Source organism: Microbulbifer sp., assembly GCF_036563125.1.
Lineage (GTDB): Bacteria > Pseudomonadota > Gammaproteobacteria > Pseudomonadales > Cellvibrionaceae > Microbulbifer.
Genome location: NZ_DATCMV010000051.1, coordinates 1 through 21973, shown reverse-complemented (window position 1 = coordinate 21973; position 21973 = coordinate 1). Strand labels below are relative to the sequence as shown.

At 56.7% G+C, this 21973-nt stretch carries 19 protein-coding genes and 5 tRNA genes; 19 read left to right on the top strand and 5 right to left on the bottom strand.

Going from position 1 to position 21973, the window contains the following annotated elements:
• Nucleotides 1–810, top strand: an 810-nt coding sequence (locus tag VIL80_RS03910) for a SulP family inorganic anion transporter (RefSeq protein ID WP_332034849.1), incomplete at its 5' end; no start/stop codon positions are given.
• A gap of 145 nt (nt 811–955) precedes the next feature.
• On the opposite strand, the gene VIL80_RS03905 is transcribed toward VIL80_RS03910, so the two are convergent.
• Nucleotides 956–1690: a UDP-2,3-diacylglucosamine diphosphatase gene (locus VIL80_RS03905; RefSeq protein WP_332034848.1), complete on the bottom strand. Its 735-nt coding sequence runs from the start codon at nt 1688–1690 to the stop codon at nt 956–958.
• 29 nt (nt 1691–1719) lie between these two features.
• Nucleotides 1720–2229, bottom strand: coding sequence for a peptidylprolyl isomerase (locus VIL80_RS03900; RefSeq protein ID WP_332034847.1), 510 nt, complete (start codon nt 2227–2229; stop codon nt 1720–1722).
• Nucleotides 2230–2405: 176 nt separating this feature from the next.
• Here VIL80_RS03900 and VIL80_RS03895 point away from each other — a divergent pair, with 176 nt between their 5' ends.
• The 10 genes from VIL80_RS03895 to VIL80_RS03850 all read left to right on the top strand — a co-directional run bounded on the left by VIL80_RS03895 (nt 2406) and on the right by VIL80_RS03850 (nt 14155).
• Entirely contained in the window at nt 2406–4079 is a 1674-nt protein-coding gene (locus tag VIL80_RS03895) for a glutamine--tRNA ligase/YqeY domain fusion protein (protein ID WP_332034846.1), read from the top strand.
• A gap of 86 nt (nt 4080–4165) precedes the next feature.
• Nucleotides 4166–5539 (top strand): cysteine--tRNA ligase, encoded by a 1374-nt coding sequence (gene cysS / locus VIL80_RS03890; protein ID WP_332034845.1) that lies wholly within the window; start codon nt 4166–4168, stop codon nt 5537–5539.
• Nucleotides 5540–5632: 93 nt separating this feature from the next.
• Complete coding sequence (locus tag VIL80_RS03885; RefSeq protein WP_332034844.1) at nt 5633–5821, top strand: DUF3012 domain-containing protein; 189 nt, start codon at nt 5633–5635, stop codon at nt 5819–5821.
• 31 nt (nt 5822–5852) lie between these two features.
• Nucleotides 5853–7292, top strand: coding sequence for a Wadjet anti-phage system protein JetA family protein (locus VIL80_RS03880; protein WP_332034843.1), 1440 nt, complete (start codon nt 5853–5855; stop codon nt 7290–7292).
• Complete coding sequence (locus VIL80_RS03875) at nt 7285–7986, top strand: DUF4194 domain-containing protein (protein ID WP_332034842.1); 702 nt, start codon at nt 7285–7287, stop codon at nt 7984–7986. The genes VIL80_RS03880 and VIL80_RS03875 overlap by 8 nt, the downstream gene beginning before the upstream one ends.
• Before the next feature lie 26 nt (nt 7987–8012).
• Nucleotides 8013–11648: an ATP-binding protein gene (locus VIL80_RS03870; RefSeq protein ID WP_332034841.1), complete on the top strand. Its 3636-nt coding sequence runs from the start codon at nt 8013–8015 to the stop codon at nt 11646–11648.
• A 142-nt stretch (nt 11649–11790) separates the two neighbouring features.
• Nucleotides 11791–12246, top strand: a complete 456-nt coding sequence (locus VIL80_RS03865) for a hypothetical protein (protein WP_332034840.1) — start codon at nt 11791–11793, stop codon at nt 12244–12246.
• A 102-nt stretch (nt 12247–12348) separates the two neighbouring features.
• The gene (msrC, locus tag VIL80_RS03860) at nt 12349–12819 is read left to right on the top strand and encodes a free L-methionine (R)-S-oxide reductase MsrC (protein WP_332034839.1); all 471 of its coding nucleotides are present in this window, start codon (nt 12349–12351) and stop codon (nt 12817–12819) included.
• An 18-nt stretch (nt 12820–12837) separates the two neighbouring features.
• Nucleotides 12838–13584 (top strand): spermidine synthase, encoded by a 747-nt coding sequence (locus tag VIL80_RS03855; protein WP_332034838.1) that lies wholly within the window; start codon nt 12838–12840, stop codon nt 13582–13584.
• A 115-nt stretch (nt 13585–13699) separates the two neighbouring features.
• Nucleotides 13700–14155, top strand: coding sequence for a hypothetical protein (locus VIL80_RS03850; RefSeq protein WP_332034837.1), 456 nt, complete (start codon nt 13700–13702; stop codon nt 14153–14155).
• Between the two features lie 3 nt (nt 14156–14158).
• On the opposite strand, the gene VIL80_RS03845 is transcribed toward VIL80_RS03850, so the two are convergent.
• The 3 genes from VIL80_RS03845 to folD form a co-directional block, all read right to left on the bottom strand.
• Nucleotides 14159–15118: a class I SAM-dependent methyltransferase gene (locus VIL80_RS03845; RefSeq protein ID WP_332034836.1), complete on the bottom strand. Its 960-nt coding sequence runs from the start codon at nt 15116–15118 to the stop codon at nt 14159–14161.
• A gap of 112 nt (nt 15119–15230) precedes the next feature.
• The gene (gene rsuA / locus VIL80_RS03840) at nt 15231–15986 is read right to left on the bottom strand and encodes a 16S rRNA pseudouridine(516) synthase RsuA (protein WP_332034835.1); all 756 of its coding nucleotides are present in this window, start codon (nt 15984–15986) and stop codon (nt 15231–15233) included.
• Complete coding sequence (folD, locus tag VIL80_RS03835; protein ID WP_332034834.1) at nt 15979–16824, bottom strand: bifunctional methylenetetrahydrofolate dehydrogenase/methenyltetrahydrofolate cyclohydrolase FolD; 846 nt, start codon at nt 16822–16824, stop codon at nt 15979–15981. Before folD ends, rsuA begins: the two co-directional genes overlap by 8 nt.
• 264 nt (nt 16825–17088) lie before the next feature.
• Here folD and VIL80_RS03830 point away from each other — a divergent pair.
• The 8 genes from VIL80_RS03830 to VIL80_RS03795 form a co-directional block, all read left to right on the top strand.
• A tRNA-Pro gene (locus tag VIL80_RS03830) sits at nt 17089–17165 on the top strand.
• A gap of 17 nt (nt 17166–17182) precedes the next feature.
• Nucleotides 17183–17259: transfer RNA gene (locus VIL80_RS03825), tRNA-Arg, on the top strand.
• A gap of 196 nt (nt 17260–17455) precedes the next feature.
• A tRNA-His gene (locus tag VIL80_RS03820) sits at nt 17456–17531 on the top strand.
• Between the two features lie 181 nt (nt 17532–17712).
• A complete protein-coding gene (gene cysC / locus VIL80_RS03815; RefSeq protein ID WP_332034833.1) occupies nt 17713–18336 on the top strand; it encodes an adenylyl-sulfate kinase in 624 nt (207 codons plus the stop codon).
• A gap of 318 nt (nt 18337–18654) precedes the next feature.
• Nucleotides 18655–21063, top strand: a complete 2409-nt coding sequence (locus VIL80_RS03810) for a DUF6351 family protein (RefSeq protein WP_332034832.1) — start codon at nt 18655–18657, stop codon at nt 21061–21063.
• 228 nt (nt 21064–21291) lie between these two features.
• A tRNA-Val gene (locus VIL80_RS03805) sits at nt 21292–21367 on the top strand.
• Nucleotides 21368–21461: 94 nt separating this feature from the next.
• A tRNA-Asp gene (locus VIL80_RS03800) sits at nt 21462–21538 on the top strand.
• Between the two features lie 157 nt (nt 21539–21695).
• The coding region (locus tag VIL80_RS03795; RefSeq protein ID WP_332034831.1) for an antitoxin Xre-like helix-turn-helix domain-containing protein at nt 21696–21973 on the top strand (278 nt) is incomplete at its 3' end.

Sequence of the window (21973 nt, the reverse complement as noted above, 5' to 3'; positions counted from 1 at the left end):
GGCTTTATCGGCGGTATCGCCGGTGCGGGCGCCACCATGCGCACGGTGGTGAATATCCGCTCCGGTGGCCAGACCCGTATTTCCGGTATGGTGCACTCGCTGGTGCTGTTGGCGGTGGCGCTGGGACTCGGCCCATTGGCGGAAAATATCCCTCAGGCAGTGTTGGCGGGTATTCTGGTCAAGGTTGGTCTCGACATCATTGACTGGAAATATCTCAAGCGTGCACACCAAGGGCCCCGTTGGGATCTGCTGCTGATGGTGCTGGTGCTGGGGATGACCGTGTTTGTCGACCTGATCACCGCGGTAGGTGTGGGTGTGGTGTTGGCAGCTCTGGCGTATGTGAAGCAAGTGGCCCGTCTGCAGATTGAGCACCTGCGCAACCTGCCGGAACACCTGGACAGCGAGGAAGACAAGGCCATTCTGCAGCGCAATCGCGAGCGCATCGCGCTGTTCGAGTTCAGCGGCCCGCTGAGCTTCGGTGCGGCGGCGGACCTCGGTCACCACGTGCGCGAACAGAGCAGCGATCAGTCGCAGGTGCTGATTCTGGACTTCTCTTCCGTGCCTTTCCTTGATCTGTCTGCGGCGCTGGCGGTGGAAACCATCGCGTCGGATGCCAAAGATAGTGGTAAGCGCCTGTACCTGGCGGGAATGAATGGCGAGGTGCACAAGGTGTTGAAGGGGTTGAATGGTCGCATCCCGGCCCAGGGTACTTTTGATAGCCTGAGTGAAGCCTTGCGGGCTGCTGAGAAGGCGTTGCTGTCAGCAGAACTCGCTGATGATTGTCACAAAGCGCAACCCGCCGCGGGCTGATCTTTCCGTGTAAAAACCGGGTCGGTTATGCCGGCCTGAATTGAAGAGCGTCTGTCGAGGCCTGTGTTAAAGGGGCTCTCGGCAGGCGCTTTGTTGTATCTGGAGGTCGCGGGGCTTGGTTGGTGCAGGGATCTGTGGGCTGGTGTCAGATAGGAGCTCGCAGTGGCCACTGTATCAGTTCCATTCCGCTCTCATCTGCCCTGATGCACCAACCCTGGCTGCCCCAGTCGCCGAGCACAATGCGCTCTGCGGCTTCGCCATTTACGCTGAGCGCGTGGCGTGCGGGGCGGTGGGTGTGGCCGTGGATCAAAGTGTGAACGCCGTGTTCGGCCATCGCTTTGATCACTTCGTCCGGAGTGACATCCATGATGTCTTCGGCCTTGCGGCTGTTCATGGACTTTGATACAGCGCGAATCTGGGTGGCGATCTGGCGCCGCTCCTCCAGTGGTTTGGCAAGTAGCGCCTGTTGCCACATGGGGTTGCGCGCCTGCTGGCGAAACGCCATGTACTCCTGATCGAGGGTGCACAGGCTGTCACCGTGCATCAGCAGTACGGGCTGGCCGGCGAGTTCGATCACGCTGGGGTCGGGCAACAACTCTGCGCCGCAGCGGTGGGCGTATTCCTCGCCGAGCAGGAAGTCCCGGTTGCCGTGCATGAAATACACGCGCGGGCCGCGGTCGCTATACGCCTTGAGGTGGTGCGCGACTTCCCGGGGCAGGGGGGCGTCATCGTCGTCCCCGATCCATACTTCGAAAAAATCGCCGAGTATGTACAGGGCGTCGGCATTCGCGGCCGGGCCCTGCAGAAAGTCAAAAAAGCCCCGGGTGATATCCGGGCGGGACTCGTCCAGGTGCAGGTCTGAAATAATAAAACTGGCCACTGGAGAACTCCGCCCTGAGGTCTCGTCGATTACTTGTCGGCGTAAGCGTCGGAGATGGTCACACCGGTGATCTCGATGCTCTCGGTGGGTACGTCCTGGTGGAAGCCGTTGCTGCCGGTGGGTACTTCCTTGATCTTGTTCACCACATCCATACCGTCGACCACTTTGCCGAATACACAGTAACCCCAGCCCTGGGCGTCCTTGGAGCGGAAGTTCAGGAAGTCATTGTCCTTCACATTGATGAAGAACTGAGCGGTGGCGGAGTGCGGGTCCATGGTGCGCGCCATGGCGAGGGTGCCAGTGTCGTTCTTCAGGCCGTTGTCTGCTTCGTTTTCAATGGATTCACGGGTCGGCTTCTGGTCCATGTTCGGGGTCATGCCGCCGCCCTGGATCATGAAGTTGTTGATTACCCGGTGGAAGATGGTGCCGGTGTAGAAGTCGTCGCGGCAGTACTGCAGGAAATTCGCGGCGGTCTTCGGAGCCTTGTCAAAGTCCAGTTCGATGGCGATGTCGCCGTGAGTAGTGTGCAGAGTGATCATAAAATGTCCTGTCCGGGGTCGGTTTCGGGCGGCATGATACTCTTATCGCGCTGCCGATCCCAGCCCTGCAGGCGCCGCGCAGGAGCGGCAGCCGGGGCCAATCAAAACCCATGCGGCGGCGGCCATCTGCGTTATAATCCGCCGCTTAGTTCGTACAGCTGTATATAGAGAAAGCTATGACATCCGAGAGCAAGCCCGCTCACTTCTTACAGAACATCATTCGCGAAGATCTGGCCGAGGGCCGGGTCAAGCAGTTGACCACCCGTTTTCCGCCTGAGCCCAACGGCTACCTGCACATTGGTCACGCCAAGTCCATCTGCCTGAATTTTGGCCTGGCGAAGGAGTTCGGCGGTCAGTGCAACCTGCGCTTCGACGACACCAATCCGGCCAAGGAAGATGTTGAGTACGTCGAATCCATCAAGCGCGACGTGGAATGGCTCGGCTTTGAATGGGCCGGTGAGGCGAAATATACCTCGGACTATTTTGACCAGCTGCACCAATGGGCCATCTACCTGATCAAGGAAGGCAAGGCCTACGTTTGCGACCTGTCGGCGGAAGAGGCGCGTGAATACCGCGGCACCCTGAAAGCGCCGGGCAAGAACAGCCCGTATCGCGACCGCTCGGTGGAAGAAAACCTGGATCTGTTCGCGCGCATGACCGCTGGCGAATTCGACGAGGGCAGCTGCAGCCTGCGCGCGAAAATTGATATGGCTGCGCCAAACATCAACCTGCGCGACCCGATCATCTACCGCATCAAGAAGATGGCGCACCACCAGACCGGTGACAAATGGTGTGTCTACCCTAGCTACGACTTCGCCCACGGCCAGTCCGACGCCATTGAGGGTATTAGCCATTCGATCTGTACCCTTGAGTTTGAAGACCACAAGCCGCTCTACAACTGGCTTATTGAAAATCTGCCGGTACCTGCGCGTCCGCGCCAGTACGAGTTTGCCCGTCTGCACTTGAACTACACTGTGGTTTCCAAGCGCAAGCTCAAGCAACTGGTGGATGAAGGTTTCGTGGACGGCTGGGACGATCCACGTATGCCGACCATCTCCGGCCTGCGTCGCCGCGGTGTGACCCCGGCATCGATTCGCCAGTTCTGCGAAATGATCGGGGTTACCCGTGCCGACTCCACCGTGGATGTGGGCATGCTCGAATACGCCATTCGCGACGATCTGGACAAGAACGCCCCCCGCGCCATGTGTGTGATGGAGCCATTGAAGGTCACCCTCACCAACTATCCGGAAGGGCAGCAGGAAATGCTGAGTGCACCCGGCCACCCGGTGCGCGACGACCTGCCGGCGCGGGAACTGCCGTTTACCAAGACGGTGTACATCGAGCAGGAAGACTTCCGCGAGGAAGCCAACAAGAAGTACAAGCGTCTGGTGCTGGGTAAAAAGGTGCGCCTGCGCAACGCCTATGTGATTCAGGGAGACGAGGTTATCAAGAACGAGGCCGGCGAAATCGTTGAGCTGCTGTGTTCCGTGGATCTGGATACCCTGGGTAAAGACCCGGCGGACGGCGTCAAACCCAAGGGCGTGATTCACTGGGTTTCCGCTGACAATAACGTGGATTGTGAAGTGCGCCTCTACGACCGTCTGTTCAATGACGAGTCGCCAGATGTGGGGGACAAGAATTTCCTCGAATCGGTCAATCCGGACAATCTGAAAATCCTGAGCGGCTGTAAGGCTGAGATCGGGCTTGCGCAAGCGCAAGTGGGGCAGGGTTATCAGTTCGAACGCAATGGTTACTTCTGTCGCGATAGCAAATACGGCAGTGCGGAGAAACCGGTTTTCAACCGCACCATCGGGCTGCGTGATTCTTTCGCCAAAGAGCAGGGCAACTGAGTAAGGCGCACTGGCGAATCGCGAGGGGTGGGCGTAGTTAGGCGTCCACCTCACATGAACTCACAGAATAAAGTTAGCGGGAAGAGATGTCTCTCAAACTCTACAACACCTTCTCCGGTGAAAAAGAAGTATTCCAGCCTCTACAGGAAGACCGCGTGCGTATGTACGTGTGTGGCCCCACCGTGTACAACCGCGTGCACATCGGCAACGCGCGCCCGGCGGTGGTTTTTGACACTCTGTACCGGTTATTGAAGACCCAGTACAGCGATGTGGTGTACGCGCGCAATATCACCGATATCGACGACAAGATCATGAAGGCGGCGCGGGAGAATGGTGAGGAAATCGCCGCGCTCAGTGCGCGCTTCGCCCAGGCCTATTTCGAGGATATGCAGGCGCTCAATACCCTGCAGCCGGACGTCACTCCCTATGCCACCGAGCACCTGCCGGAAATGATCGCAATGATCGAACGCCTGGTAGCGAAGGGGCACGCCTACGAGGCTTCCGGGCACGTGCTGTTTGCCGTGGAGTCCATGGAAGACTACGGCAAACTTTCCAAGCGTTCACTCGACGACATGCTCGCTGGTGCGCGCGTGGAAGTGGCTCCCTACAAGAAATACGCCGGTGACTTCGTGCTGTGGAAGCCGTCTGCCGACGATGAGCCGGGCTGGGACAGCCCGTGGGGCCGCGGTCGTCCGGGCTGGCACCTCGAGTGCTCGGCGATGATCAAGAAGCACCTGGGAGAAACCATCGATATTCATGGTGGTGGCCGCGACCTGACCTTCCCGCATCACGAAAATGAGCGCGCCCAGAGCTGCTGCGCTAACGGCGTGGATTTCGTGCGCTACTGGATGCACAACGGCTACGTGAATATCGACGGCGAGAAGATGTCCAAATCCCTGGGCAACTTCCGTATGGTCAACGACCTGTTGCAGCAGTATCCAGGTGAAGTGCTGCGCTTTGCGCTGCTTTCCGCCCATTACCGTTCCGAGCTGAACTTCAGCGCGGACCTGCTGGATCAGGCCTGGCGTACCCTTGATGGTCTGTACGGCGCCCTGCGGGATACGCAGGATGTGACCGCTGCCGAAGTGGACCTCAGTGACACGCCGTTTATGGCGGCCCTGAATGACGACCTGAATACCCCCATCGCCATCAGCGAACTGCACCAGTTGGCCCGGGAGCTGAACAAGGCGGCCGATGCTAACAAGCCGGTGCTGAAAGGCCAGTTGCTCGCCGCCGGGGCCTTGCTGGGCATACTGCAGATGGATGCGGAAACCTGGTTTAAGCAGTCCCGCGGCGGTGACGAGATCAGTGAAGACGAAATCGAAGCGCTGATCGCGGAGCGCCAGCAGAGCAAGGTAGACAGAAACTTCGCCCGCGCCGACGAAATCCGTGAGGAACTCAAGGCCAAAGGTGTGGTGCTGGAAGACAGCCGCGAAGGCACCAAGTGGCGCAGGGAGTAATCCTGCCTTTATTTTTCCACCAGCCGGCATGAACCTGCACTGGGCAGACTCATGCCGTGCAAAAACAAAAAATTAAAGCAAAAGAAAACGACCATGAAAAACATCCTGACCATCTTCGCTGCCGCTATCGCCGTTTTTACTCTCACCGCCTGTGAACCCAAGCGTGGTTCCGATGCCTGGTGTAAGAAAATGGACGAAACCCCCAAGGGTGACTGGAGTTTCAAAGACGCCGGTGACTACACCAAATTCTGCGTGCTGAACCAGAAGCCGGAAGAAAACTAACATTCATACCAAGTAAGCGGAAATTTCTGCGTTGTTTTTTGCAGATTCCTACCAGCATTTTTTTCGCCCGCTAACCGGTAAATACCGCGAGCAGGTGGTGGAATGCCTGCGCCTGCTGTACGAGCGGCTGTATACCGCTAAGGCGGATTACGGCGAATCGCTGAACCGCGAGCAGATTCTTGAAATCTTTGCCGAGGCACTGACCCGCGCGCCCCAGCTCGATAGTGAGAGTGACGCTGAAAGCGGTGCGGAGCCAGAAGGGCGCTTTCGCAATCTGCGCGAGCAGGCGGTTTGGGTGCTGAACAGTCTGGTGGAGTTTGGCTGGCTGGAAAAGCTGGTAGATACCACCACGCTTTCTGTTTCATTTCCCTTCAGCCGCCGGGGGCGCCTGTTTACCCAGCCACTGGTGGAACTGAATAGCACCCGTGTGCGCACCCGCCACCGCAATACTCGCAATACCCTGAACGCTCTTGAGGCCTTCAATAGCCGCGGTGAGGTCTATGACCTGATCGATGCCTGGGAGTACTCCGAGCGTATCGTGGCCGACTTCACCGATATGATCGCTGAGCTGGAAGAGCGCAAGCGGGAACTGGTGCGCGAGGTGGAAGCGCAGATACTGGTGCAGCAGGCCACGGAAGAATTCTTTTCATTTATGGAAAGCCGCTTCCAGCCGGACCTGGCCATCCGCCTTTCCGCCGACAGTGTGGAAAAGCACCGCGATAGTATCAGCCGTGTCATCGGCCAGATTCGTCGCAAGGAAAACAGTAGCAAGGCCGAGTGGGAGCGCCGTCTGCGTCAGCAGTTACCAGAGCTCTACAGCGAGGGGCAATCGGTGCTCTGGCTGATGCTCGACACCATCGAAGATCGCATGCGCCGCGCCTGTGAAGTGAAGTTGCCGGCACTGCGCCACGCCCTGCAGGGTTTCACCAAACGGGCGGAAATCATCATTCGCCAGCTGAGCTATCTGCAAAGCCACACCGAGGGCGCATTCACCGATCTGTGCCAGGATCTTGGCAAGGCAAGCAATCGCGACGCACTGCTGACACAGCTCGGTGATCACCTGGCGTCTTTCCAGCTGCGTCTGTTCGACCCGAAGCAGACCCAGCTCTGGCAGCGCAGCCGCCGGGCACCGGTGAACACCCTTGTAGAAGACGAGGCGCCCATCAGCGACGACAGCCAGCGGGAAATTGTCCTGCAACAGTTGCTGGATCAGGCGTTCAATTTCAACGGAAGTGACCTGCGCAACTATCTGAAATCCGCGCTGGGAAGCGGGCAGCAGGTCCGCAGTCGCGACCTGCCGCTCAATAATGCCCGCGACCTACTGGCTATGAGCCACGCGCTGGAAGCCGCAGCGGTATCCCAGGACGGCAGTGGCCCGTTCGTGGAAGTAACCTTTACTGGCGAAGTGGCGAGTAACGACTACTTCGAGCAATTTGACGAATACACGCTTGAGTTGAAAAACCGTGATTGAACAGGCTTTGGAAGAGGCGCTGACCCAGTGTCGGCTGACCCGCAATGAATTTTCCGAACTGTTGGTGCGCCTGCTGGATTACGGCGTAATCTGCCGCGATGAAAGCAATGTGGAAACGGTGCTCTACGATCGTTTCCAGCGCTGCGAATCGTTGATTCGCGAGTGGATTGCTCCGCTCGGACTGCGCTTGCAGCACGATAATCGCTTCCAGTTTATTCGCGTGTATCCGCCTGGTGCTGAAGTGCCGGGGATGCCGGATCAGGAAGAACCCCATCACGGCGGCTTCCGCGCGCGCCTGACCCAGCAGGAAGTGGCCGCGATTCTGGTGCTGCGGGTTGAATACGACAAATCCCTGAGGGAAGGGCAGGTGGATGATCAGGGCTGTGTGGCCCTGACACTGGAGGCGCTGGAGCTCGGCATGCGCAATCTGCTGAAAATGTCGCTGCCGGACAAGCATGTGGAGCGCAAGCAGTTGCTGAAAAAACTGCGGCAGCTGCGCCTGATCCAGTTCCAGGGTGAAGACAGTGATGTGGTCGTCGACATCCTGTTGCGGGTGCGCCCCACCATTGCCCAGTTCGTATCCGAAACTGCGCTTGAGCAATTACTCAGCGAGCCTGAAAAAAACGAAGCGGATAGCGAGCGGCTTACACCGGTCAGTGAAGACCACAGTTTGTTTGCTGAAACCGAACACTAAATTTTCCTGTCGAGCATTCGAAACGTATGTTTCTGAAAAAACTCATCCTGATCAACTGGGGCAATATTCCCCAGCTGGAATATGATTTCGGGCCCATCAACCTGTTTTCCGGTGGTAACGGCTCTGGGAAAACCACTGCGGCGGATGCGATCCAGACTCTGATGACCGCGGCCCACGACACCCTGTTTACCTTTAACCCGGGACAGGATGAAACCACCCAGCGCGGGCGCGGTGGCAAGCAGGTGCGGACCCTGGCTTCCTATGTACTCGGTTGTGACGACGGCAGCTACGCGCGGCTACAAACCACGGACTGCTACATTGCTGGTGTCTTCCACCCCACCGAGGGCGAAGACGGAGAGCCGTTCACGGCGATCATGGGTATCCGCGCGCATCTGGATACCAGTGCCAAGCCGGCACAGGCGCGTCAGGAAAGCCTGAAGTTTTTTGTAATCCCCGGCGAACAGCTGTCCATGGGCGATTTCGTCAAGGAATACCAGGACGGCAAGCACCTGCTGCCGCTGGATCGCTTTTACAGTGTGGTCGGTAAACAGTTCGACAAGGTCGAGCAGTACGACAAGAAAAAGGCCTACCTGCGTCGCCTCTACGGCGCACTGCGCGGGCGCAAAGATGCGGTACCGGATCGCGAGGCCACCCATGCCGCGCGCACCTTTGCCAACTTCATGGCCTACAAGCCGGTAAAGAGCATCAACGATTTCGTCGCCCAGGAAGTGCTGGAAAAGCGCGACCTCGGCGAGGCCATCCGCTCCGTGTCCGAATTGATGAAAACCATCCACGGTATGGAGCAGGAAGCGCGGGAGATCGTCGATCGTGTCGACAGCCTGCAGCGCATCGGCGAATCCGCGGACATGTACACCGGGCAGTGGCTGCAGTTGCGGGTGCAGGAATATCTACAGGCCAAGCACCAGCAGCTGCGGGTGCAGAAGACCTATCTTGAGGGCAAGAACCGGCAGAAGGATACCCGTGCCGAACTGGAGCGCACCGGGCAGGAAATCCAGCTGTCGGAAAGTCGCGCGCGCCTGCTGAATGAGCAGCTGGTGTCAATCCAGGCCCAACGCCAGGGTATCGCCGCATTGCGCAGCAAGGATGAGCTCGACCAGAAAGTCGCCGAAGCAAACCGTGTGCTGTCTTCCCTGGGGGCACCGCTGGCCGCCCAGCAACAGGTTTTTGCGGCCAACCAGGCCGCTGCCGGCGATCTGCTATCGCTGCTGAACAGCACTTCGGTGTCTCTGGAAATCCCTGCATTCAGCGACGGTGGCTTGCTCAAATCCCTCAAAGCAGTAGCCCGCGGCGATGATCTGCCGCAATTGCAGGGATTGCTAGGCAAGGACTGGATTGACCTCTCCGCGCAGGAATCCCTGCGGGAGCAGGTGGCGGATGTAGAGGCCCTGCAGAATCGCCTGGTTCAGCAGATGACCGATGCCGACCAGGGTCAGGTTACCCTGCGGGATCTGGTGAATGACCTGGTTTCCCGCGGTGAGCAGAAGACCCAGCAGTTGCAAAAAGCACTGCAGGTGCAGGAATCCCGAATTCACTATCTGCAGTCCAACCGCGTGCACTATCCGGCCTATGTAGATCAGGCGCTGGCGGCTATTCGTGAGCAGTGTCCGCAGGCAGAACCCCAGGTGCTGTGTGATTTCGTCGAGGTGCTCGACGAGCGCTGGCAGATGGCGGTGGAGGGCTACCTCGGTGGAGCGCGATTCTCCATCATTGTCGATGCCAATTACGAGGCTGAGGCCATCAGTATTGTGCGCGCAATGCCGGGCAGGAATAACCGGGCAAGGGTGATTCAGGGTGACAAGGCAAGGCGCGATGCCGAGCGTATGGAGATCCCGAAAAAATCCATCATTGAGTTGATGTCGTTCAATCATAAAACCGCGGAATACTATCTGCGTGCATCCTATGGCTCCGTATTGCAGGTGCGGGATGCGGACGAACTGCGCGGAACCCGTCGCGGCCTCACGCCGGAAGGGCTGGCCAGTGGCAACTACAGCATGTGGCGCAGCGATATCGACGATGGCGAGCTGGTGTTTGGCCAGGGCGCGCGGGCGCGTGCACTGGCAGCCCAGGAGCGGGCCATGCGCCAGCTGCTGAAAGAGGCCACCCAGATCAACGAGCACCAGCAACAGCTGCGCAAACTCGCGCAGGCAGTGCGCAGCCTGACCTCGCTGAAATTGCTGGAGTCCGTGGATGTTGCGCTGAATGCACAGCGGCAGCGTCGCAATGCAGAGCAGGCATTGGCCAATCTGGATCTCGACGATGGTATCGAGCTGGAGCGGCAGGCCAATGAACTGCACGAGAAACTGGATGCAGAGCGGCAGCAGAGCGCCAGCCTGCAGAAGCTGGTGGGCAAGCTCGAGACCAATCTCGACAGTATCGCCAAGCAGTTGAATGCGCTTTCGGCACAGCTGGACCAGTTGGATGAAGAGCTGTCTGATCGCGAAGCCGCGGTACAGCGCATTGTGCAGATTGCACCGGAGTTCGATGCCGAGGCCGCATTGCTGAATGCCGATGAGCAGGCTGCGCGGGCCGGTGATGGTTTCGATTTTGCGCGGGATGTGAGCGAGTGGCAGGGGCTGTTGCAGAAATACAGCCACCAGCTGCTAAAGGCGGTAATGGACTACAACAGTTGCAGCAGTACCGGCGATACCCTTTCGTTTGATCCAGATTTTGCCGGCGGCCACAACGAGGGCCAGTTCAAGCTGGTGTGCCAGCTGGTGGAGCAGGTCACCGCGCTGCGCAATCGCCTGAAAAACAATCTGCTGGTGGACCGTCACGAGCAACTGCTGGCGCTGAAGAAATCGTTCAACACCACATTTGTGACGCACCTGTGCCACGCGATTTACCAGTCGATCAATGATGGCAAGCGGGTGCTGGATGATCTGAACCAGGAGCTGGAGCATCACCGTTTCGGCGCGGACCGCGAGCGTTTCCGGTTCGATTACCGCTGGGTGCCGGAATTCAAGGAGTACTGGAATTTCTTCAAGGCGGTGATTGAGTTGCCGAATCTGGGGGAAGAGCAGAGTCTGTTTGATGCGGAGCTCTCACCCAAGCACCAACAGGTGCGGGATCGCCTGCTGAATATGCTACTGAGCGAAGACGAGCAGCTGGCCCGCCGCGAGCTGGACCGTATCAGTGACTATCGCAATTACCGCAACTACGAAATTTTCAAGGAGCCCGAAGGCAAGGAGCCCATTGCGCTCAGCCAGTACGGCACCGGCTCCGGTGGCCAGCTGGAAACCCCGGCCTATATCATCCGCTCCGCGGCGGTGACTTCCGCCTTCCGCTTCAACGATGGCAGCAGTCACCTGAAGATGGTGTTGGTGGATGAGGCGTTCTCGAAAATGGATGAATCCCGTTCGCGGGAAGTGATCCGCTACCTGACTGAAACCCTGGGGCTGCAGCTGTTGTTCATCATGCCAAGCAGCAAGTCCGGTCCGTTTATGGACCTGATCTCCAACCAGTTCGTGTTTAGCAAGTGCCCGAGTCCGAAACCCATCGGTGAGTTGAAAACCCGCGTGTATGTAGACCGCAAGGTGTGCAATCAGGAGAAAATCGCCGCACTCTGGGCTAATCACCGCCGTACCATTCGCCAGCAGGCGAGCCTTGAGTTTCTGGATATGCTGGAGGCGGCAGAAAATTAAACGGCAGCTGATTGAATAGCAGCGGCCTTGTGGGTCACTGATTGAACTTGCGTTTTACGCGCCAGTTCGCGGAAGATATCCTTGGTTCCGCTAGTATTCGGCGGGCTAATAACATTTTCGCGCTTGAGCAGGGGAGGCTTGGATGCGTCAGTTTTCGATTTTGTTGATCTTCGTGGTGGCTTTCGGGAGTGCCGCGGTGCTGTATGAGCAGGAAAGTCGCAAGGTGAAGGGCGTGTTGTCCCAGATCACCGATCTGCAGGCCAAGGTGGGTGATATGCAGGCCGAGATTAATCGGCTGAATGCAGAACTTGAAGCGGTAAAGCTGGCAGAGCGGCGGCGGCCGAATCTGAACACTATCGCCAGTCGTGTGCTGCACAATGAGCCCGCCAAACCGGTAGCGACTTCCGCTGCAGGTGGCAGTTCATCCAGCGCCAGTCAGCGTGGCCTGGTGGCCGGTGATGTTACCGCTTCCGCTCCGGCCATTCGCGGTCGCGAAGCTGCCGACGAGAGCGAGTGGGCCAAGCCCACGGTAGATGCCGAGGTGCGCGAGTCGCAGGCTGCGAACGGAGCCGAATCCGTGGCAGACCCGTATCGCTAAATCTTATCCGGCAGCGATTTCGCAAGTGTTTACAAACAAGCCCGCTGATCCAGCGGGCTTTTAATTTCGAGTCTCTGGAAATTTAAGTAACTGGAGTCTGTTATGACGGTGACTGCGTTTTACCAATCCCTGTGTGAGCAGCTGTCTGGCTTGCTGTCCGATGAGCGCGACTGGCTGGCGAATACGGCCAATGCCAGCGCATTGCTGTTTCTGGAACTCCCGGATATCAACTGGGCCGGGTTTTATTTCCTTCATGGTGATGAGCTGCGTCTGGGGCCATTCCAGGGTAAGCCTGCCTGTACCCGTATCCCGGTAGGTGCGGGTGTTTGTGGTACTGCCGTCGAAACAAGCCAATCCCAATTGGTGGAAGATGTCCATCAGTTCCCGGGTCATATCGCCTGTGATGCGGTTTCGGCGTCCGAGGTTGTGGTGCCCCTTTATAATGGTGATCGCTGCATAGGTGTGTTGGATATCGATAGCCCGCAGGTGGCGAGGTTTACCGAGCAGGATCTCGCTGGTATCGAGGCATTTGCGCAAATCCTGCTGCAACATTCCGACCTGCCGGCCGGGTAAGCAGGGTAAGGCTCAGGGATGGCGTTGATCTGGCAGAAGCAGGTTGGGGCGAACCGTTATGAGGTCCGGACCCACGGGGCGACGGTGCGTCTCTACAGCAACGGTGTGTTCCATTCACAGTGGAACCCGAATGATCCACTCAAGGGGTCGCTGTGGGAGCTGTTGTTACTGCCGGCTTTTTTTCTGCCGCAGGGCAGGGTACAGCGAGTGCTGATTCTCGGGGTGGGCGGGGGCGCGCTGATACGGTTATTACAGCGCTTTGTTCAGCCTGAGCGTATAGTCGGGGTGGATATAGACCGCCATCACCTTACCGTTGCGAAAAGGTTCTTCGGGGTCAGTGGGGCCACTTTGGTTTGTGCCGATGCGCGGGAATTCGTGGCAGAGCTCTCTGCTGACGGTGAATCGGAGCCTTTTGATCTGATCGTGGATGATCTGTTCGGGCACATCGAGGGCGTAGCGGAGCGGGCAGTTGCCGCAGACAATTCCTGGTGTCGCCAGCTGCTGGAGCTGCTCGCTCCAGGTGGCCTGCTGGTCAGTAATTTTGGCTGTCGGCGCGAGCTGTTGCAGAGTGGCTGGCGCGCACCGGAAATACGCGCGCGTTTGCAGAGTGCCTATTGTGCGGATCTTCCCGGGTATGAAAATTGCGTTGGGGTTTTCAGCCCCGAGCCGCTTTCCCGCTCACTGTTGACCGAATGGGCGCCCGCCCAAATCAATCCTTCCAATCCCTCCCGCAGGCTGCAAGCACGGCTGCGGATCCTTCGCTGAGCCGGTTGTTTAGGGCCATCTTCCGAAGTGAACGGTCGGGCAAATCCCGATTGGCGTCTGAATGATCCATGAGTCTATACTGATTTTTAGACAGTTATTTTCCCGGGATCAGTTGATGCGGTACAAGACCTTGGAAGATGTGATTCAGGAGGGAAGGGAGTTTCACCTGAAGTTGAGCCGGCAATATGAAGAATTCGAATTAGTGGCCGCGAACGCGCGGGCGATTCTGTTGCTGGATCAGTTGAAGCGGCGGGAGTTGTCCATGACTCACACGCTGGAAAATTTCCGCGAGGATATCGGTGAAGGTGCCCTGCATACCTGGGTCCAGTTCGCCCCTGAAGGACGGGAGCCAGAGCTCTTGCAGCGCCTGCGCAATATCGATGTCAGTGACGTGGATGCGATTGGCCAGGTGGCGATGGATATTGAAATCTATCTGGCCGATCAGTACCGGGACCTGCTGCTGATCGCGGATACCCCGAGTGCCAAGCACGCGCTGGAGCGATTGCTGGAGCTTGAACAGTTGGAGGAACATACCTTGTCCACCAATCTGTTCAATCTGCGGGATATGTAAGTTTTACTTGCCCAACAGGTAAACGCAGAATCCTTTTTCTCTGCTCAGCAGTTGCAATTGCTGGAACAGTCCTTCGGCCTTTCTGCTGACAGGGATAAATTCATTGACCACAAATAAGGCCAGACCTTTGGCCTTCAGTATGCGTGCCGCCTGTTGCAGAAAGCGGTCGGTAAGATCGCCTTCCACCTGGAAACCCTGGTGGAAGGGGGGGTTGCAGATCAGAAAATCGGCAGAGCCCGATTCGATTTCACTGCCGGCATCACCCGCGCTCACACTTCCGTGAATATTAAGTGCCTGGAAATTTTCTCTACAGGCGAGAATCGCTGCCGCGTTGTTGTCCGAAGCGCGAATGTGCAGCTGCTCTGGTGCGGTCGCCAGGTCTGCCGCTTGGACACTGAGATATCCGTAGCCGCAGCCGAGATCAACGATACGCACTTCACCGTTTTTTTCTGTTGGCAGGAATTTAGGGAGCAGGCTGGCCAGCAGTGCACTGCCGACATCTATCTTGTTCCAGCCAAACAGCCCGGGCTTTGACCAGAGGCCGCCCAGTGCATCCGGCTGGCGAAGGTTGGTGTAATCACTGTCATCCAGTGTTGCGCCAGCTTTGGTTTCGTCAAAGCGGTTAACACTCAGGTAGTCGTTGCCATGCTTCTGCAGCTGTTTGGCGCAACCCAGTCTCGCAGCGGCTTTTTGCGCGTAGGTTTTTATGCCGCTGGATTTCGCGCCCAAAAGTAGCAGCTCTCCGCCAGCCAGCAGCGTTTCCACCGCTGAATTAATGACGTGATGTACCGCGGCCTTTTCCTTGGATACGGGATACACGATACGGGAATATTTTTCGCCGTTGGTGGTCAGGTCAAAATCATTGAATTGCGCTGCGATACCCAGCGCTTCTGCGGCGTGGACAATGTCCCAGCGATTGCTGAGCAGTTTGCCGGTAAACTGGATGCCGGGCACCAGTAGCATTTTGCTATTTTCGTCAGCAATCCAGAGTGCGTTTTGGTCGCAATCTCGCAGTGTTTGTGAGAGCAGGGTTTGCATGTCCGGGAATCTTTTTGTGGGTGCTGCTGTGACGCGATCAATCCGTATCGGATTCATGCGTGTCGGGTTCGTGCAATTCCGATCCACCGACGCTGGCGACTTCTTCTGCACTGAGCGGCCTGTATTCACCTTCGGTGAGTTCTTCATCCATCACTATGTCGCCGATGCGCTCACGATGTAGTTCCAGCACGCGATTGCCGAGCGCCGCAAACATGCGCTTGACCTGATGGTAGCGTCCCTCGCTGATGGTGATCCGCACCTCATTGCGGTAGAGGATTTCCAGTTCAGCGGGCTTGGTGCGCTTCTTCTCATTGTTCAGCCAGATACCTTTGGCGAACTTATCGATTGCGCTTTCATCAATGGGGTCCGCAAGGTGCGCGTAGTAGGTCTTGGCGCAGTGATGGCGGGGTGACGTGATCCGGTGGGACCATTGGCCATTGTCGGTGATCAGCACCAGACCGGTAGTGTCTATATCCAGGCGGCCAGCAATATGCAGTTTGTGCTTGTTGGGCTCATCCAGCAGGTCGAGCACCGTGGGGTGCTCGCCATCTTTGGTTGCGCAGACATAGCCCAGCGGCTTGTTCAGCATAAAGTAGCGCGGTCCCGCCTCCGTGAGCAGGTCGCCGTCCAGGCAGAGTTCATCGAACTCGTGAACTTTGACCGAGGGGTCGGTCACCGTAACGCCGTTGACGGTGATCCGCTGCTGCTTTGCCGCCCGCTTTACTTCCGTCCGCGACAGGTCGGTGACCTGGCTGATCGCCTTGTCGAGGCGCAGGGTTTTACCGTCAGCCAATCTTCTTCTCACCGGAATCAACGGACTGATAGATAAGGGTGTTAATGGTCATCGGGCCGACACCACCCGGTACCGGGGTATAGGCTGCGACGCGATCCACCAGCGGGCCGAGCTCGATATCGCCGACACCGCCGGGGTGGTAGCCGGCATCCACAACCACCGCGCCGTCTTTGATCCACTCGGCCTTGATAAACTCTGGGCGGCCAACAGCGCCAACAATGATGTCGGCACGGCGAATGTGATCCGCCAGATCCTTGGTGCGGGAGTGGCAAATAGTGACGGTAGCGTTGGCGTTCAGCAGCATGGCTGCCATGGGTTTGCCGAGAATCGGGCTGCGGCCGACAACTACGGCATGCTTGCCTTCAAATTCGATGTCGTAGGCTTCCAGCAGACGCATGATGCCTTTTGGGGTCGCGCAACCATAGGCTTCTTCACCCATCGCCATGCGGCCGAAGCCGAGACAGGTCACACCGTCGACATCCTTTTCCAGTGCGATCGCGTCGAAGCACGCGCGCTCATCGATCTGCTCCGGCACCGGATGCTGCAACAGAATGCCGTGGACATTCGGGTTGGCATTCAGCTCTTCAATTTTTGCCAGCAGCTCCTCGGTAGTAGTGAAGGAGGGCAGCTCTACCTGCAGCGAATCCATGCCGATGCGGCGACAGGCGTTGCCCTTCATCTTTACGTAGGTAGCGGAAGCTGGATCATCACCCACCAGAATGGTGGCAAGGATCGGCGTCTGGCCGCCGCTTTTTTCTTTCAGCGCAGCAACACGCGTGGAGAGCTCTTCTTCGGTTTTCTGGGCAAGGGCCTTGCCGTCCAGAACCAGTGCAGACATAGAAATATCTCAACTTGATCGATGAGCCGTGCGCCAGAATTGGGCAGGCTCTAGTGGAGGTTGTGTGGAAGCTTAATGAAAGGGCGCTATTTTCGCACAGGCAGCAAACAATTTCCCTATAGAGTAAGCCGCGAGAACCGCGTAGCCGGGAGCGGATGTGTGAAAGGTTAAATTTCTTTAAAAATAATAGCTTAGCGCCGTTGACACCCCCGGGGGCCGCAAGTAATATGCGCGCTCTCTCACGGGGTCAGCCCCTAAGGGAATCGGGGCATAGCGCAGTCTGGTAGCGCGCCTGCTTTGGGAGCAGGATGTCGGGGGTTCGAATCCCTCTGCCCCGACCAGATTACCGGGTTTTCTTGCGCCCGTAGCTCAGCTGGATAGAGCATCCGCCTTCTAAGCGGATGGTCGCAGGTTCGAGTCCTGCCGGGCGTGCCATTATATAAATGGTGGCTGCGAGCTTGGTGGACTTGTTTGGTCTGCTGCTAGCTTTAAACGCAGGACTATTCCGGCCCATCGGTGTAGCTGATGGGCGTCAAAATCGAAGCTAAGCAGCGATTTTGACTCTGCCAGGCTTTGCGTCAGGCAGGAATATTGGTGTCGCCACAAGGCATCAATTAAAACTTTATCAATGGTGGCCGTAGCTCAGTTGGTAGAGCACAGGATTGTGGCTCCTGAGGTCGCGGGTTCGATCCCCGTCGGCCACCCCATATTTGACCTTTATTGGTCCCTTGAACCCGGCTTTATGCCGGGTTTTTTGGTTTTGGTGATTTATTGTTCTATGGGTTGCCTTTACCTGGGTTAGGGCAATCTAGGATAATGCGCGCCAGCTTATTGATTTCGGTCGTGGATTTGGCCGGATTTAACCATTTGGTAGTTAGGGGAAGAGACGTGACGGAAGTAGTAGAGCGCAAGGCAACCAATGTTCACTGGCACGACGGAGAGGTAACCCGTGGTGACCGTGCTGCAATGCTGGGCCATAAGGGCGTGACCTTGTGGTTTACCGGTCTTTCCGGCTCTGGCAAAAGCACCGTAGCGGTTGCGGTGGAAAAGGCGCTTACTGCTCGTGGCGTGCTGAGTTATCGCCTGGATGGTGACAATATCCGCCTCGGCATCAATTCCAACCTGGGTTTCTCTGCGGAAGACCGCCAGGAAAATATCCGTCGTGTGGGCGAGATTTCCAAGCTGTTTGCAGACACCGGGGTGGTTGTATTGAGCAGCTTTATCAGCCCGTATTCTGAAGACCGCGCTTTGGTGCGGAAGGTGCACGAAGAGGGCGACCTTCCTTTTATGGAAGTCTTTATTGACTGCTCCCTGGAAGCGGCAGAAGAGCGCGATCCTAAGGGGCTTTACAAGAAAGCTCGCGCCGGTGAAATTCGTGGCTTCACTGGTATTGATGACCCCTATGAAGCACCGATAAATCCGGAGCTTCACCTGCGCACCGACCAGATGACTCTGGAAGAGGAAGTGGAAGCAGTGATCAAGTCCCTCCAGGAGCGCGGCATCATCGTCTGACCCTCGCCTTATTGGCAGTCCGTCGCTTAATTTCTCGATGTGCTGCCAATTACCCGTTCCGGGGCAAATAATTGCCCGATTGCCCCGGAATTTCTTATTTCTATTCTTTGTGTTCTCTGTTCCAGCGGTCTAAATTTTAAACGACTTTTTCCGCAGTATTTTCTTCGAGTTTACTCGCCCGCCAAGTCTCCGACGCTTTTCCCGGCGCCACATATACTGTTGCTGTGCCACTTCAATTGCTTGATCTGACTGTCGATACAGATTGACCGTGAACTGTTTTGGCGCAGGGAAAAGACCTAATGACGTATGGAGGCGTATATGGCTTGGAGTGCAAGGAGCATCTCTGTGCGGCGGTTCAGCACTCGGCGAATAGTGACCGCCGTAGTGGCCTCATTTTTTGTGCTACTCGGTCTAGGCTGCTGGTTCATTTATGAAAAATTACCCCGAATCCCCGGTGTCCCCAAGGCGCCTGTAGTAGGTGTACCAGCAGGAGCGCTGGATCATGCCCCCAAGCCGGCTTACGCTGGTGAACACCCACGCAAGAGCGGTCGCCCCGCTGAATACTTTCCCTTCCCCATCGCTATTGGTGAAACCGGACCGGTAGAAACCTTATTTTCAGGTCCGTCCACCTATCCGTTTTTGTGCGGTGAAAATTCCGTTACAAAAGTTCAGCCTTTGGTGGATAACCACAGTGGGGAAGGTGTTCCTGTATTTTCCCTGGATGAAAAAGGAAAGCAGACCGATGTAGTAGTCGGTTACAGTCGTGACTGCAGTCACACCACCGCGGTTTCCTACTTTTATCGCAGCACGCTGGATGGATTGTTTTACCCTCTGGAAAAAGCGAAAAATGATATCGATCAAGTAACGGTCAACGGCAAAACAACGGATTTTGTAGTACGCCTGGAAACCGGAACCATTAACCGCTTTTTCTATGCGATTGCCGTATTGCGCGGAGATGGGGAAACTGCCGATAAACCAACAGCCAGCAATTGGAACCGCCGGTTGATCTATCAGTTTCGCGGCGGTGTTGGTATCGGACGCCGTCAGGGCGATATATCGCGGAAGTCGATTATCGATCGCCGTGAGGATCAACTTGCTCGCGGCTACGCTGTGGTTTATTCGACCGCAAATCAAACCAGCAATCACTACAATATCTGGCTGGCGGAGGACACCGCGCGTCGCCTGAAAAAACAATTCGCGGCACTTTATGCGGAGCCCATGTATACCGTGGGTATCGGAGGTTCTGGCGGGGCGATCCAGCAATACTTGCTCGCGCAAAACGCCCCCGGTGTTCTCGATGCCGCGCTTCCACTGTATTCCTATCCAGACATGGTTAGCCAGACCATCTATGTATTTGACTGCGAGCCACTGGAATACTTTTTCGATGTGGTTTCCGCAGAAGACCCGCGCTGGAGAGATGTGACGGAACGTGAGGAAATTATCGGCCTTGCATCTCAAAAAAAATTCGAACATCGATTCAAGGCTCTGGAAAATGCGGCCTCCCTGTTTGATGGACGCTATCGTGGTGTAGCTGATGGTGCATCGGAATGTGTGCAGGGCTGGCGCGGCCTGGTGCCATTGGTAAACAACCCAAACTTTGTGCATTTCAGCAAGAGTTTCGCTGATTCTGTCGCAAACTCTACTCACTGGACGCACTGGGAAGATCTGCGTGATTTTTACGGTGCAGGCCAGGATGGGTATGCCAATAGTGCCTGGGATAACCAGGGTGTTCAGTACGGCCTGGAAGCCCTGAAGCAGGGGGAGATCAGCGTAGATGAATTCCTGCGTATGAATGCCACTATTGGTGGCTGGAAAACACCGACAGAACAGGGTGGTGAAAAGCTCTGGTTTATGAATGGTGAGCTGTTTCCGGTGGAGCTCTCGGTATGGAGTGAGCAGAACATGAATCTCGGCAATCTGGATAATCCCGCGCCGAGAAGTGTCGCCAGCGTACAAGCCATCGAGGGAATTTATCGCTCCGGTCATGTCTTTCTCGGTGACGTGGAAATTCCGATTCTGGACGTGCGCCACTATCTCGAGGGCGAGCTGGATATGCACCACAGCCTGGCGTCCTTTGCCAGCCGCGAGCGTATCCGCCACGCCCGCGGCCATGCGGATAACCAGCTGATATGGATGAGCCACAAGAGCTACAACCCTATCGACGAGGCGCTGGACATTATCGATCACTGGATGCAGAAAATTATCGAGCACCCTGAGCTGGGCGTTGCGGGCAACAAGCCGGTGGAGGCCAGCGATCGCTGTTTTGATAAGGATGGCAATGTTATTGCCGCAGGCCCCAACGTTTGGGACGGTGAGTGGAACCACAAGTCAGACGGTGCCTGTATGCAAACGTATCCAATCTACAGTACTTCACGCCAGGTAGCGGGCGGCCCAATCACCGGTGATATCTTCAAGTGCGAACTACAGCCTCTTGAGCGAGCGATTGCCAAGAATATCTACGGTTCAGCGTCAACTGCGATTGTTGAGCGCATTGAAGATATGCGCAGAATCTTCCCGGACGGCGTCTGTAACTTCAACGCGCCGGATGTGGGGCGTCCAAAAGAGCGACTGATTCAGCATGGCGGTGATGTCATCATTGCCGGACGTTCTGTTAGTGCGGACTATCGCCAGTTACCAGAGGATGTTGCCCAAGAGCGGGAAAAGCCACAAGACGAGGTTCAACCGACTCCGGTTTCTGCAAAAGGGGAAGGTGTGGGCATGGACTGAGCTGAGGCTGCTTTCACGTATTGCCCGATAGTGCGGCGAACTAGTCATTATCACGAGGGATCCCCAGCTCGGTTGAAAAAAAGAACAGAGGAAATATTTTGGAAATTTTGGCGCGTTTTTTGTTGACACAAAATTACGTTCGAGTATGATGCGCCTCGCTCAAGGGGGAAGCCCAAGAGCAAAACGGAAGGTTCAGCGAGATTATCAATATCATCGCAGGCCACCGAAGGGTGGTTAGCTCAGTTGGTAGAGCGGCGCCCTTACAAGGCGTAGGTCACAGGTTCGACCCCTGTACCACCCACCATTAATCCGCCGGGAGCGGATTAAGACGACGAAGTCGCCCGTAGGGCGAGTGCCAGGAAGGCACGAGTCACTTCCCTCTCTGGAAGTACTACCGCGGACCGGTAGTTCAGTTGGTTAGAATGCCGGCCTGTCACGCCGGAGGTCGCGGGTTCGAGTCCCGTCCGGTCCGCCAGATACAAAAAAGGCCCTGTTCGAAAGAACAGGGCCTTTTTTGTATCTGCGTTTTGTCTGGAGTTGGCGGCTCACTCGCTGATTTAGCGCTGTCGATTGCCATAAGTCCGAATTTCAACTAAATTTGGTCATGTGTCCATAGTTGACCCGGAGGCAATATGGCAATCCCAGCCCATGCTCCCCAAGTTAGCGAAGATCAGGTCCTTCTCGAGGCAGTTCTGAATACAGCGGATCATTTGGGGTTTAAAAAGAAAGAACTCAGCGAAATCATCCACCTGGATGAGCGCACCCTGCGTCGCCGCAGTGGGCTCGCCCCCCAAAGTGCGGAAGGTCAGTTGGCGCTGTTACTGGTGCGCGCTTACCGTTCGGCATTCGTCCTTATGGGCGGGGAAGAGGGCGCGAGAACCTGGTTCGCCACGGCCAATCGCGCGCTCAA